The following is a 17,596-nucleotide window of genomic DNA, read 5'->3' as shown; positions in this document are numbered from 1 at the left end:
AAAAAAAATATTTTATCAGTTATGAAAATTCTACATCAACTTAATCTGCTATTTTTTCTACTCTTCTTACTTTTTCATTCTGTTTTTTCTCAGACAGCAATTCTAAATACAGAGTATCAGAACGTATTTACCTACCAAGGCTTGCACGTTCAGAGTGTTACGACAGTTGCCTTTGACAAGACTGGAAATTATGTAGCTTCTGGCGACCACAAAGGAAAAATTTTACTTTGGAACGCTCAAAATGGAAAGCTAGAACAGCGTTTCGAAAGACATACAGGCAAGATTACAGATATTCAGTTTTCGGAAGACAATAAAATTCTAGCTACAGCTTCCTACGATGGAACAGTCAAAGTTTGGGACATCAAGACGGGAAATATTATTCAAGATTACCAAAACCCAGCTGTTCCTGCTTACGACAACGTAAAAGGCTATGAGCCGACGTTTGTTGTTTTTGATACAGAACATCCAGAACAAATTTATTTTGGAGGAAATAACAGAAAAATTATGAGAGCAGATATTCGCTCGCCAAGAATGGAGCAGGTATGGCAGACCTATGAATATTCTATCACGTCTGGAAAGATGATAAACGGAAATTTGGCAATAGGTTATGATGGGAAAATGGCAATTTTCAATACCAAAACCAATCAGATGATGGCTCAAATCGGAGCTACTGATGCAGCTTTTGATGATAAAATTTGTGAATTGGATGTTTTGCCTTCAAAAAATATTTTGGCAGGCTGGACAGTAGATGGGCGAGTTTTGATGTGGGATATTGCTAAAAATAAAATTGTAAAATCATTTCAAGCAGGCTTGGGGAAAGGCTCTAGTGTTTTTAAGTTTTCGAAAGATGAGCAGTTTCTTCTGACAGGTTTTTACAACAATTCGGCTCGCCTTTGGAATATTGATAAAGTGAATAATGCGTTAGATGTAAAAGAAAAACAGAAACTTGGAGCTCATAGATTGTCAGTAAAAGATTTAGACATAAGCCATGATAATTCTCTTTTAGCTACAGCAGACGGCAATAAAGTTCGAATCTGGAAAAAGGTTAGAAAAAATAGCAATGACTTAGCAGAAGAAAAGCCTGAAAGGCAGCAAAATTTTGTCTTGAACGAAAAAATAAATCTACTTCTTCATTTCGAACGCTCAAAAGACGTGATGATTGATGATTCAGAGGAAAAGCTAGATAAAGTGGTAGATTATTTGAAAAGAAATCAAGAAGTTGTGATAGAGCTTCACGGACATACTGACAATGTGGGAATACCACGCTTAAATCTTGAGCTTTCTGGAAAAAGAACATTAAAAGTCAAAAACTATTTGGTTTCTAAAGGCATTGAAGCGCATCGAATTACTATTTTTCCACACGGACAAGAAGAGCCGATTACAAGCAATCGAACCGAAGCAGAAAGAGAACAGAACCGACGAGTAGAAATGATTGTGAGGAAAAGATAAACATCAACATCAAACAAACCCTAAGTGTCTTCAAGAGACTTAGGGTTTTGGCAAAAATATTATAAAACGGCATTAATCAGAACTAAAAATAAATTATGAAAAAATCTACTTTATTACTACTTTTTCTGTGCTTGACAACACTTTCCATAGCACAGAATCATAACAAAATCATTGCGATTGATAATTTTTTGCTTCATAACATTCCAAATGAAGGCTGGGTAGTTCACGATATCAAAGACCCTGCAAGTCCTACGTTTAGAGGTTTTTTGAAGGTGGAAGGTTCTACGGATGCTGTTATCAGAAATGGTATTTTGTACACTCAAAATCAAAATGATTTGGTCGGAATTTCAGTTGGGGATAATTTTGAAAATGTAGAAGAACCCAACCGAAAAAGAATTAAAGACTTATTTGAAAATGGAAATGGCAGAGGAAGTCAAGATGAAATAAAATTCTACCCAGCACAGGGAACAAAAGGCAGTCGTAGTTCTAAAAAAACACTAATAGCTAGTTCAGACACAGAAGATATTGACGAATTTTTGAAAAAATATGCTCCAGCTATTAGCTTAAACGGAACACAAGGCAATTCTGTACAAGGGTCAATGTCTCGTTTTGCGCTCTCCGAAAACACACTTTTTGCCATAGATAAAAATAACCTTCACATCGTAGAATTAGATAAAAAAACACTCAAAAAAGCAGAAAAAAGTATCAGAGTTTCTTCTGATGCAACTATCGAAACGGCTTTTGTATCTTATAATCGTCTTTTTATTGGTGCAAAAGATGCTCTCTATATCTTAGGTATTTCAAATCTAAATCGCTTAGAAGAGCCTCAGAAATTTTCTCATGAGCGTTCTTGTGACCCAGTTGTAGCAACTAGAGACTACGCTTACATTACACTCAACGCAGAAGGAGAGTGTGAAGGACAGGATAGTAGATTAGAAATTGTATCTCTAAAAAATGGAATTAGTGGAGCAGTTTTGTCAAACTTTATTCCTTTAGATGCGCCTAGAGGTCTAGCCTTATCTTCTTCTGAGCAGTTTTTATTTATCTGTGATAGAAATAAACTCAAGGTGTTTGATATTTTGAATCCTCGTGAGCCAAAGGAAAAATATAGTTCTTCGTTGATAGATGCCTATGACGTTTTGATTCATGAAGAAAAACTAATTGTAGTAGGGAAAAACCGTGAAGGACAAACCAAAATTCAAATTTTTGATGAAAAATTAGCCGAAAAAAATAGATTCAAATTACTTGGGGAAATCATAGGAAATTAATTTCCTCGTTGACGGCTGTATTTTGAGCCTCAACGACGGTTTGCATTTAAAAACAATTCAACAAATGAAATTACATTCTACCAAATTACCACCTACTTTTTTTATCTGCCGTTGTTGGTGTCTCCACCAACGACTATTACTTGCTTTATTTTTTACATTCATTTTTTTAAATTTTGCACAAGCACAACAGCATAAAAAGAGAATGGTGCGTTTTTTTACGATGGCACATACTATTCCGTCTATGCAAACAATAGATAATATCGCCCCTGCAATGGAAGATGCTGTTAAGAGGTTACAGTTTATGGAAAAAAAAATAGGAGAATATTTCCCTATTTATTCATCTGATGTGTATAAAGATGACGAACTGACACTTTCTAGTCTCATGGAAATTCTCAACGACACGCCAGAAGATACAGCAACAGTGGATTATGTTATGGTATTTTCTATTTTGGTTCATGGAACTAAAAATAATCTTTATCCTCAATATCCAGATTTACATTTTGCAGATGGAACGACATATTCTTCAAAGGATTTATTAGATGAAATAGAGGCAATGGAAGAGTACAAACTCAAACTGGTTATTATAAATGCTTGTAACGACACAGAGCTTCCAAGAGGCTTGGTCTTGCAGCCTAATAATGTAGGAGATGATACACAGGTAACAAATAATCAGCCTACCACTTCAGAAAATATTTCACTTAGTGCGCCTTTTACACCTTTAGAACAGTCAAATTATACTTTATTCAATCAAAATGGAATAGCGTATATTATCAGCACAGGAAAAGATATGACCTCTGTAAATGAAAACGACCGTTGTGTTTTTATTGCTCAATATGAAAATGTATTTCAAGATGTGTTTATAAATAATGAAAAGAAAGTAACCTTTGAAGATTTTTTTGAGGAAGTAAAAGTAAAAACAGAAGCTGCTGCTGCTACTATTCACAATCCGAATGCGTATGATGAATTTATTATTCAAATTCCTTTTTATGAAGTGAAATTAGAAAGCAATTCAGTAGAAATAAACAGTAGTGCATCTGATGATAGTGAAAACACAGACAGTAATAATGATTCTACACAAAATGAGCAAATAGCAAAAAATACAAACGATAATCCCATTGATACACAACAAGAAACTACAAATGTAGAGGCAAACAGTAGTGTAAATGAGAATGAAAATAGCGACGAAGACGAGCAAAAACGAATCAATGCCTATAAGTGGTTTGCCAAGACAATTCCTACACCAACAGAGGAGTTTTTGAGAGATTTACAAGAAGTACAGTCAAAAAATATTTCTTATAAAGTAGCCGAACAATATTATCTCAATATTCTGTCTAGTTATTTTAATAAAGATAGTGATTGTCCTTATCAAGTGTGTAGTGCAAAGCGACCTAGTCCACGAACGTTCCCAGTAAAAAAATATATGAAAAAACTCAAACGAACGATGGAAGGCTCAAACAAACTCTACGATGAAATCAGTATTTATTTAGATGATTACAGAATCAAGATTTGTGAAGAGAATGAGTTTAAACAAAAATCTAAAAATATTTGGGAAGGTGATGTTACTTTTTATCAGCATTTTGAAGGAAAAAAAGGAAGAAAGCAAAATCTTTACGAAGACTGTACAGAAAAAAATATAACAGTTCGTATAGTTTATAATCCAAATAATCAACAATTTGAATGGTATTTTACAGATGTAAAAATTGTTGGCTTTAATACAGATTGTAACTAACTTTTTCTTGTTCAAGCATTCTGCTTGGACACACTTCTTCGTCAGCATATGCTGACACAATGATAAGCACAAGATAGAATCTTGCGCTAGACTATTTCGTAATTGAATTGAACTATGCTCTACTTTACTCTTCTACTTTCCTTTTTTTTTCAAACAGACTCACTAGATATTTCTATCACTGATACGACAGATAATATTTTTGTAATGAGTTCTTATGATGAAGAAGAAATTATCATCTCTAATCAGAATACATTAGATTCTTTATTTTCTTTATGTTATCGACAAGGAAAAGAGAGCAATCATATACTACAAACTAGAGAACAGCAGAACAAAGACGATAATTCTGATAGAATACAGGGCTATCTAGCTCAAAATTTTTTAGATGAAAAAACGTGTGAACGAAGCATGATTGACGTAGAAAACCCATATCAAGAAATGATTACACTACGGAATTACTGGCAGTTCCATGTGGTTGATTTAGCAAAAAGAAATTACAAATTTGGAGCAAATACGCTTTTGCCTTTACAGTTTTCAGCAAGTAAAGACACTATTTTTTCTGTTGTACACACAACAGTTAATGTTTTTTCTACGTCCAAAAATGGTAATGATTCTTTAGTTAAGCGTATTCCAGAACAATATCGTTTTGCCAATTTCAAAAATGGAAATACTTGGAAGTCGTTCTTGGTGGGAAAGCAGCGACGCATTACAAATTTGAAAGGATACATAAAATCTACTCATGAAAATCCATTACAGCTCGTAACATGGGAGTGGACAAAGTCTAAGGAAACTATGAAAAAAGAACTTCAAAGACTTAGAGCAGGAAAACAAATTGACAGCACTATTTTTGAAAATAAACCTTCTGATTTTAAAGAGATATATAATGGAGGAGATACAGTTTTTTTGAAAGCCCAGCAAGAAATTATAATAACGACAAAGAAAAAAGCAGAAAAGAAAGTTTTACAAAACGCCACAGCAGAGCTTTGGGCAAAAGTACATCAAGGCGATAAAGAAGAAAGAATTATAGATTCAAAACTTATACTCAAAAATGATTCAGTAGGGTTTATGTATTGGATTGTTCCAGATACGCTTACTAAAAATCAGAGTTATTCTATTCATCTTTTCAATGAGCAAAATAATTCTATTCATCTCAAAACTCCGTCTTTCAAAGTGAGTGATACAAGTGTTGTCATTACTACACTGCCTCCAAAAATTGAGAATGTACAGGCTGCCTTTTTTCCAAGAAATCTGAAAAATCAGAACGATTCGACCTCTACACTGCTTGTCTATTGGGAATCACAATCTATAAAAGATGTAGAAATAGATTTATACACGAAGGGTGGAAAATTTATTACTTCTTTAGCTTCTTATAATGTGGTCAATGTAGGTGAATACAAATGTAAAATAAAAGATGGTTTATATCAGAAAAACTGTGTCGTACGAGTTACGGCAACAAATCCACGTTCGCTTTATGACGAGAGCAGTTCCTTAACAGTTGGCATTCCTCCAAACAAGGTAAAGAAAGCAAATCAGAGAAACGAAAAAGCCAAAAAGCAAAACAATATGCGAAATGGAAAGACTAAAAAACGCTTTTTCTTGGTGCGTTGGCTATTTGGGTAGAAAATAGTAAAAATTAACTGTTGTTGAGGGTTAAAATGCAGTCGTCGTCAACAAGGAAAGCAAATATCTTATCTATTTTCCAAACCCCAATGTCTGCATTACTTCTTTTCCTTGATAATCGAATCGTGTTCTTTGTTTCTTGATAAGTTTTCTTTTCAAATTATTTAGTGTCAGTTCTTCTGGGTTATCAATTAGGTCAGTAAATATTTCATCAAACCAAGCGAAAAATACACCTCCGTCTTTTGTAATGTAAGCAGGCTCTCCTCTCTTAGAAGAATAGATAGTAAGAGATTCTTTGAAAACGTCTGTCATATTTTGCTTCAAAAGCTGACTCTGTGTGCCTGCATTTACACTCACTCCACTAGAATAATTATGAATCTGTGAATTTTTTAAAAACTGATTACACGTTTCTGCAATTACCCAACGAGTAGAGTATGGAAAACTAGCTTCTATTTGATTACTTATTGTACCTAAATAAATTGAGCCGTTAGGATTAAGAGAAATCAAATTATTATTTGCATCTCGTCTTGTTTTGAATAAAAGATAAGGCAACTCAGTTTCTACTTCTTTATCTGCTTCTCCGTGTCCGACATAATAAAAAACAATAATAGGCTTTTGCCCTTCATATTTATTTTCTAAAGTGGTTAATTGTTTTTTAAGGGTTTGGTCATTGAAGTTATTTCCTGTTAATTCTATATTTTCAAAATCTCTGTTCAAAATGGTAGCTATTTTCTTCATAAGCTCTTCCATTCCATCCATATTTTTTTGTACTCCTTTTCTGATATCTTCGTTGGGGTCAGAAGTTGCTCCACATTGAATCAGAATAAATTTTTCTTGGTTGTTTTGCTGTGGTTTAGAAGTAAAGGAAAAAAGTATAAGCAAGACAAAAAAAGAGACAGTAACATGTTTCATAATTGAAAAAAAATTAGCTAAGATGATTTTTTATAAAAGAGTTAACTCTCAAAAATAATGCTTTTATTGAGTGTTGAAGGTTATTTTTTCTTGTTAGAAAAATTCTTCTTCAAAAAACTATCCTTTTGCTATTTTGTACGATAATGAAATTATAAACAAGTTGTGATTGCATCTTAAAACTTGATTTAACTACTGAATTATGCGTATGAGTTTGAAAAATATTACTCTAAAAGAATTGTGTGTACTTTATTCTGATGCTACTTGTGAGAAGGAAAGACAACGGTATAGTGGTTCTATCTTCGTACATCTACAAAGCATTAAAAGCCAAGCAAAAGCATACCTTCTAACTGGACATTTAGACACGTTTTATTTAGAAGCCGAATTCGAAGATATATTTATAGATACTGTGAAAGCCTTTTTTGAAAATTTGGATAAAAAAGGAGAAGACATCACAAATGCAGAAGGACTATTTTTTAGAATTTATAAAAATAAAGGTATAGATTTATTTAGAAAGGAAGAAAAGAGACGAAATACCACATCTAGTTTAGAAAATTCTGACAATGAAAATAGTTCTTCCAACGAACATTTTTTAAATGGAAAAGCAAAAGAGAATTACGAAAGAGAAGAACAAAATGAAAACTCAGAAAGTGAATTGAATTTGGTTTTGGAGCTTTGTTGTAGTCTTTTGAATGAGAAAAAAAGAGAAGCTACTTATTTACATTATTATGCAGAAATGGCTCAAAAAGAAGTGGCAGAAAATCTCAACATCTCATTATCTGCCGTAAAAGAACGATGTAGAGAAGGCAGAAAACAGACCTTGTTATTTTTAAAAAACTACAAAGAAAATAGAGAGAGCTATAGTGAGTTTAATTTTACACAGAAACAGAAAAATCTACTTTCAGCATCTTCTTTTTTTAATGACATTACTATTTTTGACTGTCAAAATATTGAAAAAGTTTTTGAAAAAGCAACACTGATTTTACAGAAAGAAGATTTAAAGCATTTTCTTAGGTGGCTTTTTAAAAATAGTTTTTTTAGTAAAATACCTAATAAAATTACAGCCAGATGGGCAAATGCACTTTACTTTTGGAAAAATAATTTCTACAAAAAAGAAATACCAGTAAAATCCTAAACATTACAGAAAACATCCGTTTCTGCACTATTTAAAACATAAGAAAAATGAAATCAAGATTTGAATTATTGGCAGATTATGCAAAAGGCAACCTCACAGGAAGTCAGTTGTTATACGTAGAAGCGATATTAGACGATTCGGCAGAAGCAAGAAGAGAACTAAAACGTATTGAATTTTTACTAGAAAAAAAACAGTTAGAAAATCACCAGTCGGAACGTGAGAACACATTACAAAAACTAGAAATACATCAAAGTTTTTCTCAAACCCTACCAATTTCAAAAATTGCTGACTATGTAAAAGGAGAAGTTAGTGAAGAAGAAAAAGCTGAAGTTGAGAAGTTTTTACAAGAAAATGTATTTAATAGAGAAACTTATATCGATTTGCTTCTGATGCAAAAAGAAGGAGAACTAGATAATTACCTTAGAGAACAAGAAGTAAAAAAGCAAGATTTTATCTATCAAAATTTTATCAATAAAAGTGCAGAAGCATCTCAGCAGAAAACAACAAAAATATTCTCTATACAAAGCAAGACATTTCTATACTCTATTGCTGCAACAATTTTACTTTTATTTGTGATAGGAATTGGAATAAAACAGTTTCCTAAAGAGCAATCTACAATGACTACATTAGGAGAAAGAGAAGAGAGAACAAAAGTTGAAAACCAAGCCAACAACTTAAAAACAGATTTAGAAACAGAGTTTGATTTGATTGGTAGTAGAAATAATACAGAAAAAGACAGAGCAGAAATAGAAGAAGATTATAAGTATGTAAAACAAAACTTTCTTCAAAACTGTATAGAACAAAATGAGTGGTTACAAAGACCAATGTTCACAATATATAGTGAAAACCAAGAAAATGAAATAAAATATTCGATAGACGAATTTGGAGAATGGCTCAAAGAAAATGGTGCAGAAAAGCAATTTAGAATAAAAGAATACACAGCTCTAATCCAAAATGAAGATAACCTAACTGAATACAGCATTGTAGAAAATGGAAAAGAAACAAAGAAAGTAGTTATTCCTAATTCAGAAAGCTGTAAGAGTATTTTTATACGAGTAGTATTGAAGGTAAACTAAAAAGGTTTGACTTTTCTATTTAGGTAGCGTAATTTTATAAAAATTATTATTAATTAATCCTCAACGACGGTTTTAGACCTCGTTGATGGTTGCTACACAAAATACTATGCGCCTACATCGTAATTTAGTTTTGGCAGTCATTGATGCACTTGACCAAATTTTTAATCATCAAAAACAAGCCGATAAAGTTGTTGCCATTACGCTAAAACAAGACAAACGCTGGGGAGCAAGAGACAGAAATTTTGTTGCCGAGACGATTTATGAACTAGTGCGTTGGCAACGTTTGTATGCAAAAATAGCAGATGTGGAAAATAAATTTGAAGTACAAAGTTACTCTACTCAAAATCTGTTTCAACTTTTTGCAATTTGGGCTATCTTAAATGAAATAGAACTGCCAAAGTGGGAAGAATTTGAAGGAACAAATTATGATATTGATACAATAAAACAGCAATTCAACGAACTTCAAAGTAGCCGAAAATATAGAGAATCTATTCCAAATTGGTTAGACGAGTTAGGAGAAAAAGAACTGGGAAATGAAACTTGGACAAAAGAAATTGCTGCACTAAACAAACAAGCTCCAGTTGTTTTGCGTGTCAATACACTAAAAACGAATTTAAAAACACTTCAAAGCCAGCTTTTAGAGCAAAACATTGAAACAGAGAAAATAGAAGATTATCCAGAGGCTCTGCAACTAGAAAAAAGAAAAAGTATTGTCAGAAATAAACTGTACAAAGATGGTTTCTTCGAAATTCAAGATGCTTCTTCACAGCTTATTGGTCATTTTTTGGAAGTAAAAGAAGGAATGCAAATTATTGATACGTGTGCAGGAGCAGGAGGAAAATCACTTCATATTGCTGCTCTTATGAAAAATAAAGGACAAATCGTATCAATGGATATTTTTGAAAACAAACTGACAGAACTTCGAAGAAGAGCCAACCGAGCAAATGTCCATAATATTAAAACATTTCCCATAAAACGAAAAGAAAGAGATATTGACTACAATCAGTTTAAGAAATTTCATAATTCTGCTGATAGAGTTTTGATAGATGCGCCGTGTAGTGGCTTGGGTGTTTTGAGTAGAAATCCAGATACAAAATGGAAACTTACCTCCAGTTTTTTGGAAGAAATCAAACAAACACAGCAGACCATTTTACAAGAATATGCTCAAATGACAAAAAAAGGTGGAAAGCTCGTATATGCAACTTGTTCTATCTTACCATCAGAAAATCAAATTCAAGTTGAAATGTTTTTGAAAAGCAAAGTAGGGCAAGGTTTTGAGTTTATTGGGGATAAAAAAATACTTTCTCATCAGACAGGTTATGATGGTTTTTATATGGCTTTGTTGAGGAAAAAGTAAAACTAAGAAAAATAATATTCGTATATTTGAAATAACAGTATATAATGAAAATACTAAACTTGAAATAAAATGATAGATAAAATATTAAAAGCCAAACACTGGCAACTGTTTTTCCTTTTGGTGGGCGTGCCTATTGGTTCTATACTTACTATAGCTGTAATTATATCTTCAATGGTCAAAAATATTGGAACGCCTCCAGACCCAAGTGAGATTTTCAAAATATTCAGCATTGCCAAATTTCTTCCTCTCATAATGGTAGGTTTTGCATCCCTTATTTTTAGCTGGTTTTGGTCGGTAGCTAACGGACTTCAAAATGCAGTCCCTGCAAGCGTTTCGATGAAAACAATAAAATTTAGAATATTCTCTATTATTCCTTTGCTTTATGTGAGTGCAATTTGTGTCTTTATGTTCATTTCTATAAGCAAAATAAAGCCCCAAGACTTACCTCAAATTCCTATGGAATGGATAGGAATAGCAATACTTATTCTACACATTGTCTCTATTTTTGGAGTATTATACACTATATATTTTGCTGCCAAAACACTTAAAACAGTAGAGTTACAGAGAGAAGTTTCTTTTAGAGAATTTGCAAGTGAGTTTTTTATGTTTTTGTTTTTCCCTATCGGAATATGGATTCTACAACCGAGAATCAACGACATTGTAGAAAAGCAAGAAAATGAAGATGATATAGATTGGTAATTTGTAGATAAAAGGCTTGCCTTCTAAAAAAATGATGTTCTAATTTTTATTGGAACATCATTTTTTGTTTGCCAACGTCTAAAATTTAACTGAAAAAAAATTGAAAAAAGAAAAGGAAAAAATAAGAACTCAACTTATTAAGTCACTTGAAGTTTATAGGGAAAAAGCAGGATTTTATTTTTTAGACTTACCAACGTCTAATACTCCACCTATTAATGTTGAACTTGATAATAATGATGTAGAAGTGTTATTCCTAGCTTTAGGAAGCTCAAATCAAATACTCCTAACAACTAAGTGTTTGTTCATTATAAAAAATGGAGAAATCAGTAGAGTTGATGGATTAGATATCAGAGAATTTAATTTTATGAATGTAGAGAGTGGAAGAAACAAAGAGACAAGAGACAAATTTGAAACCCTCAGAGAATACAAGAGTTGGCTCTATTCAGGCAATTTCAAAATTACAAAGACAGATTGCACAGACATAGTTATAAATTTACCTCATCACGATTTTGGTTTCTGCCTATTTAATGCAATTAAAAAACTAAGATTTGTAACTGAAAAGTATGAAGTCTTTTAAAAATGTTTTCAATACAAAAACTTAATTTCTTTACTTTCAAAGTAGCTTATTTTGCTACCTATAGCTTCTACTTGACTACCAAAAAATGAATAAAAAATGGGCTTTAGACTATATCCAATTTTTATAAAATGCCAAAATACTCTCTATTCAGATAAAGATATTTTGAATATCATAGGTAAAGGCAGTTTAAAAAAGTCAAAGACAGTTACATTTTATCAAACCAGTAAACCAAAAGAAAATATATTTATTGGTACTGAAGGAACTACTAAGATTATCGTAAACAGAGACCTTGCTTTTAGTGCTTTTGAAGATGAAAATATTTTCCTGCAACTCAAAGATTGTGAAGTTGTATCAATGATATGGGATGAAACAGGTAATATTTCGGGATTTAGTTTAATTGAAAATGGACGACTAATGCGTAAAATATTAGCTTGTGATGGAGATATTAGAGAAGACTTTGGAAATCCTATTCAGGAAGAGTTAGAAATAGATGAAGAAAATATTTTACCAAAAGAAGAAGTAACAGAAATAATTGAGAGCGAAGGAGTAGAGGGATTTAAAAAGATACTCAAAGAAGTCGTGATAGACAATGTGGTAAATAACTTAGCAAAAAGATATGTCGGAGAAAGATTATTGAACCTTAGTCGTAGAGAAAAAATTGAGATGAATAAGTATGAGTAAAATATGAGTAAAATCAGTAGAATTGATGGATTGGGTATTAAAAATTTTAAGCTCCTCAATCAGATTTAATCAAAAGCAAATTGAAAAATAGAAGAGAAAAATAAGAAGTTTATTACCACAAAATATTTTCTATCTCTTGTCATAAGATAAGACAACCACCTAGGATTGTTTAAAAAAATGCCTAAGCAAAAAATAAATAACTAAGCAGAATAGCAGCTACTACACCTACAAAGTCTGCAATTAGTCCACAACTAACAGCATATCTTGTGTTTTTGATATTGACAGAACCAAAATATACAGCCAAGACATAAAAAGTAGTATCCGTAGAACCTTGAAGTGTAGCAGCTAATTTTCCTACAAAAGATTCTACTCCATATGTGGTAAAAGCATCAATCATAAGTCCTCTTGCTCCACTTCCACTAAGAGGTTTCATAATGGCAATTGGCAAGGCTTTTACAAATTCTGTATCGACAGAAAAAATAGAAAATATCCAGCTTACAGCCGAAATGAGCATTTCCATTGCTCCAGAAGCACGAAAAACACCAATCGCCACGAGCATTGCTACTAGATAAGGAATCACTTTTACAGCAATAGAAAAACCCTCTTTTGCTCCTTCTATAAATGTCTCATAAACATTTACTTTCTTAAAGGCTGCCCAAGCAATAAAACCTACCATTACGCTAAACAAAATAAAATTACTTGCCACAGAAGAATATAGACTAATTTTTTCTTGAGAAAGCGTACTAAAAAACCACGTAATGAAAGATATGAAGGCAGTCAGTCCTCCCAAATATAAAAGTACAACAGGATGAAAAAGATTGAGTCTTTGCTTTATTCCAACAGCAATAATACCAGCCAAAGTAGCAAAAAAAGTAGCTATCAATATAGGAACAAAAACTTCAGCAGGATTTACTGCTCCAGCTTGCGCTCTATATACCATTACCGAGACAGGAATAATTGTCAGTCCAGAAGTATTCAAAACCAAAAACATAATCTGTGCATTACTAGCCTCTTTGGGTTTTGGATTCAATGATTGTAGTTCTTCCATAGCTTTTAAACCTAATGGAGTAGCTGCGTTGTCTAAGCCCAACATATTGGCAGAAAAATTCATTAACATTGCTCCAACAGCTCCATGATTTTTAGGAACTTCTGGAAAAAGATGCCTAAAAAGTGGGCTAACAAGTTTTGCTAGTACTTCTATTGCGCCAGCTTGTTCGCCTATTCGCATAATTCCAAGCCAAAGAGCCATTGCTCCTGTAAGATAAAGCGAAATTTCAAAGCCTACTTTGGCACTATCAAAGGTAGAGTTTGTAATTTTTGAGAAGACCTCAACATTACCATCAAGAAGCTGAAAGATGGCAAAAATAAAAGCAATAATGAAAAAGCCAGTCCAAATTCGGTTAAGAGCCATTTATATTGTGTAATTTGTAAAAATGTAATAAATAAGTGATTTTGTAAATTATATGCTAGAAAAATAACAGTAATAATAACACAAAATCATAAAATAAATTACAAGTGTGTTTTTTATACTTTGATTAGTACGCTCAATTCAATTTTTTAGTGTACTTTTACTGTGTAATTCCTTTAAGTAGTGTTTTTTGATAAAAAAAAAGAATAAATATATATCTCCCTAAAGAAATTAGTTCAAAGATAGAATAATACTTGATAAAATGTACAAGAAAATATTTCAAAATATTTTTTTAGAATACAAGAGTTCTTTTTATCTGTTACTAAAAAAAAACATACTCCTATATTTTAAATAATCTATTTCAATTACAATAATCTATTATGGATTCTTATTTTGAGTTTTTTTTCTCTTCCCCAAACTTCAAAGAAATTGATGCTAAAAGTATTCGCCATATTACCAACAAGATAATTCGTAAATCAGATGCTGCTATTTCTTCCATTTTAGCGAGTGAAGACCAAACATTTGAGGCAAAGATGGAAAAGTGGGACGAGCTTACCCACAATCTGAGTAGTATTTCAGGTATTATATTTCTTTTAGCACATACTTCTCCAAATCCAGAAGTATATAAACAAGCCAATCAGAGCATACAAGTATTGCAAAGGTATGGAAATAGTCTTTCTCTAAATGAAGAATTGTATAAGGCAATTAAAAAATATAGTGAGTCGGATGATGCTCGCTGGTTAAAAGGCTATAAAAAGAAATTTATTAAGGAAACTATTAGAGATTTCGAACGCAATGGTTTTGCTCTTATTCAGAAAAAAAGAGATGAACTGAGAGATATAAAAGACCAACTCTCTGACCTTTCCAATGAATTTTCAAGAAATATTGCAGAACATTATGATGAGATTATTATATCAGAAAAAGATACAGAAGGGCTGCCAGAAGATTATAAAAATCGTCATAGAATAGAAGATGGAAACTATAAGATAACCTTAGATTATCCTTCGTATCGTCCGTTTATGCGCTATGCAAAAAATGAGAAGTTGCGTAAGGAATTGTATATCAAATATTTGAATAGAGGAAATCCGAAAAATACGGCTGTACTTCTCCAAACAATAACATTGCGTAACCAAATGGCAAAACTACTTGGCTACAAAACTTATGCTCAATATGTTATTGAAGAGAGAATGGCAAAAAGTGCTGATACTGTTTGGGAATTTGAAGAAGACCTAACAAAAAAAGTCAGACTTAAGGCTGAAAAAGATTATAAGGAATTACTAAGTGTGGCAGAAGGCAAAGAAGAGTTGCAAGGCTGGGAGACAGGTTTTTATAATAACACTCTTTTAGAAACAAAATACAACCTTGATGCAGAAGAAGTAAAGCAATATTTCGAATTAAATAATGTATTCAAAGGTATTTTCAAAATTTGTAAAGAACTCTATGAAATTGATTTTGTCAGAATGTATCATCATTCTATATGGCACGAAGATGTTTTGTTTTATGAGGTAAGAAAAGGAAATAGTGTTATTGGAAAGATGTATTTAGATTTATATCCAAGAAAAAATAAGTATAGTCATGCTGCTTGTTTTGGTTTGGTATCGGGAAGAGAAACTGAAAAAGGCTATCAGATTCCACATACAGCACTGGTGTGTAATTTTCCTCCCTCTACAAAAGATTCGCCTTCTCTTCTTTCTCACGACCAAGTAATTACTGTTTTTCATGAGTTCGGACACGGCTTGCATCAGCTTCTTACAAAGTCGCCTTTGGCAGCCTTTGCAGGAACAAATGTTGCTAGAGATTTTGTAGAAGTACCTTCACAGCTTTTCGAAAACTGGGCGTGGGACTATAATATTTTGAGAGGCTTTGCACAACATCATAAAACAGGTGAAGTACTACCAAAAGAACTCTTTGATAGAATGGTAGCTGCAAGAAATGTAGGTTCGGGCTTATTTACCTTACAACAAATTTTATACGGAACGTATGACCTTACTTTACATGATAGATACGACCCTTTGACAGATGAGTCGCCAAGTGAGTTATTCAATAAGTTGCAAAGTCAAATTACCCTTACTCCTCCAGTAGAAGGTACAGATTTTCCATCTGGTTTTGGACACTTAATGGGATATGCAGCAGGCTATTATGGGTATTTATGGGCAAAAGTATATGCAGAAGATATGTTTTCTGTATTTGAAAAAGCAGGATTGTTGAACCCAAAAGTTGGAAAAAAATATGTAGATAAGGTACTTTCTAAAGGGGGAAGCGAAAATGAGATGGGACAAATTAAAGCTTTCTTAGGGCGAAAACCTAACAAAGTAGCTTTTTTGAAGTCTTTAGGATTATAAAAAAATAAGAATAATCAAGGTTTTTAAACGCATATTTTGATTTTTTCATAAAAAAATATAGTTTTGTGCAACCCTTTTAAGATTCGTTGGGTCTTAATAGTGTAAGGCAAAATTTGCCATTTCGTCGGAAATGTAAATTGAATTGTAGTTTTATTCTTTCAGTTTGTGATTTTTAATTACTAATTGTTTTATCAATTTTTTGCGCCAACTGCAATTTTAATTTCATTTTCGCTTATCATAAATATAAAAAATACCGTTTCTCGCTTGTATGAGGAATGGTTTTTTTATGTCTAAATATCACATCAAAACATGAGTATAAAAAAACTGCTTCAAAAATTATAAAAATTTGAGAAGCAGCTAGTGAAAAGCTTCGTTATTCAGAGAGGTTACACATAAAATTTGTTTCATAAATTATTATGGTAGTTTAAAAGGTGAGGAATTTATTTGAATGTGTAAATTTTGTTTAATTTATTTTTATCAAAATAATTCACTAAATAATTAAGGTTTTACCCAAGTTAAGATTGTAGTTGTCATAATAGATAGAATTTAATTAGTTCTGTTATTGTAAAGTAAGTAAGCAAACTTCTATAAAGTTTCTTGTAATTAGAAGACTCAAAAAGTATAGTTTTGGTTGCATCAACTAAATGATTATTATTTTAGTCTTCTGCTTATAAGACGTAGAAAACTCAAAAAATGCACACGTTAGTGTTAAAATTTAACATATTTTATATTTTTGGTTTTCATTTATATCTTCTAACTAACTTTGGATGCCTTAAAGTTCCTCTATTTCTTAAAAAGAGCTGTAATTATTTTTGATTAATGTATAACTTGTTGAAATACAAATATTTATACAGTTTTAATTTTTTCCATTCTTAAAAAAATAGGAAAAGTTACTTGTTTGGTTTCTTCTTTTCTCCAAACTTTACTCAAACTCTCCATAATATTTTCAAGGGCAGTAGCATTTTTTGAGTGCTGATTATTGTAATGTTTGATTGCAGACCATGTGTTCAGATAACCTATTAAATCATCTAAGTTCCATTCTAGTTGATTGACAATGTTTTTTTTCTGTTCAATTTCTTTAAATGGAAACGGAATGGTAGTGTAGTTTTTATCAATATACTTTCTTTCTATGTCCCAAAAATCACCCAAGATATCGTAGTAGAGTTTATCTATTATTTCGTCTATTTCTGTATCTATCTCTATTTTTCCATAGCCTAAGACTACAAAAAGACCGTTTTTTCTAAGCGTACGATATACTTCCTTATAAAATTTATCAAAATCAAACCAATGTATAGCCTTATCTTGTCCCATAAAACTTTGAATTTTGGCTATTGTTTTGCGCTGTTCTT

Annotated in this window: 13 protein-coding genes and 1 pseudogene; 11 read left to right on the top strand and 3 right to left on the bottom strand. The window is 32.0% G+C overall.

Annotated elements, in window-relative coordinates; genetic code table 11:
- The 4 genes from QZ659_RS17750 to QZ659_RS17735 form a co-directional block, all read left to right on the top strand.
- Positions 1 to 1,449: OmpA family protein (locus QZ659_RS17750; protein WP_291727898.1), on the top strand; the 1,449-nt coding region annotated here is incomplete at its 5' end.
- A gap of 95 nt (positions 1,450 to 1,544) precedes the next feature.
- The gene (locus QZ659_RS17745) at positions 1,545 to 2,717 is read left to right on the top strand and encodes a hypothetical protein (protein WP_291727897.1); all 1,173 of its coding nucleotides are present in this window, start codon (positions 1,545 to 1,547) and stop codon (positions 2,715 to 2,717) included.
- Between the two features lie 64 nt (positions 2,718 to 2,781).
- A complete protein-coding gene (locus QZ659_RS17740) occupies positions 2,782 to 4,446 on the top strand; it encodes a hypothetical protein (protein ID WP_291727896.1) in 1,665 nt (554 codons plus the stop codon).
- A gap of 114 nt (positions 4,447 to 4,560) precedes the next feature.
- A complete protein-coding gene (locus QZ659_RS17735) occupies positions 4,561 to 6,063 on the top strand; it encodes a hypothetical protein (RefSeq protein ID WP_291727894.1) in 1,503 nt (500 codons plus the stop codon).
- Positions 6,064 to 6,135: 72 nt separating this feature from the next.
- Here QZ659_RS17735 and QZ659_RS17730 read toward each other — a convergent pair whose 3' ends face one another.
- The gene (locus QZ659_RS17730) at positions 6,136 to 6,975 is read right to left on the bottom strand and encodes a caspase family protein (protein WP_291727892.1); all 840 of its coding nucleotides are present in this window, start codon (positions 6,973 to 6,975) and stop codon (positions 6,136 to 6,138) included.
- A 205-nt stretch (positions 6,976 to 7,180) separates the two neighbouring features.
- On the opposite strand from QZ659_RS17730, the gene QZ659_RS17725 reads away from it, so the two are divergent.
- The 6 genes from QZ659_RS17725 (at position 7,181) to QZ659_RS17700 (ending at position 12,497) form a co-directional block, all read left to right on the top strand.
- Complete coding sequence (locus QZ659_RS17725) at positions 7,181 to 8,107, top strand: RNA polymerase sigma factor (protein WP_291727889.1); 927 nt, start codon at positions 7,181 to 7,183, stop codon at positions 8,105 to 8,107.
- 47 nt (positions 8,108 to 8,154) lie between these two features.
- On the top strand, positions 8,155 to 9,183 hold the full coding sequence (locus tag QZ659_RS17720; RefSeq protein ID WP_291727887.1) for a hypothetical protein: 1,029 nt from the start codon (positions 8,155 to 8,157) through the stop codon (positions 9,181 to 9,183).
- 106 nt (positions 9,184 to 9,289) lie between these two features.
- Positions 9,290 to 10,540 (top strand): RsmB/NOP family class I SAM-dependent RNA methyltransferase, encoded by a 1,251-nt coding sequence (locus tag QZ659_RS17715; RefSeq protein WP_291727885.1) that lies wholly within the window; start codon positions 9,290 to 9,292, stop codon positions 10,538 to 10,540.
- Positions 10,541 to 10,609: 69 nt separating this feature from the next.
- A complete protein-coding gene (locus tag QZ659_RS17710; RefSeq protein WP_291727883.1) occupies positions 10,610 to 11,239 on the top strand; it encodes a hypothetical protein in 630 nt (209 codons plus the stop codon).
- Between the two features lie 100 nt (positions 11,240 to 11,339).
- A complete protein-coding gene (locus QZ659_RS17705; RefSeq protein ID WP_291727881.1) occupies positions 11,340 to 11,816 on the top strand; it encodes a hypothetical protein in 477 nt (158 codons plus the stop codon).
- A 96-nt stretch (positions 11,817 to 11,912) separates the two neighbouring features.
- Complete coding sequence (locus QZ659_RS17700; protein WP_291727879.1) at positions 11,913 to 12,497, top strand: hypothetical protein; 585 nt, start codon at positions 11,913 to 11,915, stop codon at positions 12,495 to 12,497.
- A 181-nt stretch (positions 12,498 to 12,678) separates the two neighbouring features.
- Here QZ659_RS17700 and QZ659_RS17695 read toward each other — a convergent pair whose 3' ends face one another.
- Positions 12,679 to 13,908: a nucleoside recognition domain-containing protein gene (locus QZ659_RS17695; RefSeq protein WP_291727877.1), complete on the bottom strand. Its 1,230-nt coding sequence runs from the start codon at positions 13,906 to 13,908 to the stop codon at positions 12,679 to 12,681.
- A 377-nt stretch (positions 13,909 to 14,285) separates the two neighbouring features.
- Here QZ659_RS17695 and QZ659_RS17690 point away from each other — a divergent pair, with 377 nt between their 5' ends.
- On the top strand, positions 14,286 to 16,247 hold the full coding sequence (locus QZ659_RS17690; RefSeq protein ID WP_291727875.1) for a M3 family metallopeptidase: 1,962 nt from the start codon (positions 14,286 to 14,288) through the stop codon (positions 16,245 to 16,247).
- An 846-nt stretch (positions 16,248 to 17,093) separates the two neighbouring features.
- On the opposite strand, the pseudogene QZ659_RS17685 reads toward QZ659_RS17690, so the two are convergent.
- Positions 17,094 to 17,596, bottom strand: a pseudogene (locus tag QZ659_RS17685) (hypothetical protein); the annotation flags it as partial.

The sequence above is a fragment of the Bernardetia sp. genome (assembly GCF_020630935.1).
Lineage (GTDB): Bacteria > Bacteroidota > Bacteroidia > Cytophagales > Bernardetiaceae > Bernardetia.
The sequence above is the reverse complement of the archived record's forward strand: the minus strand, read 5'-3'. Positions and strand labels throughout refer to the sequence as shown.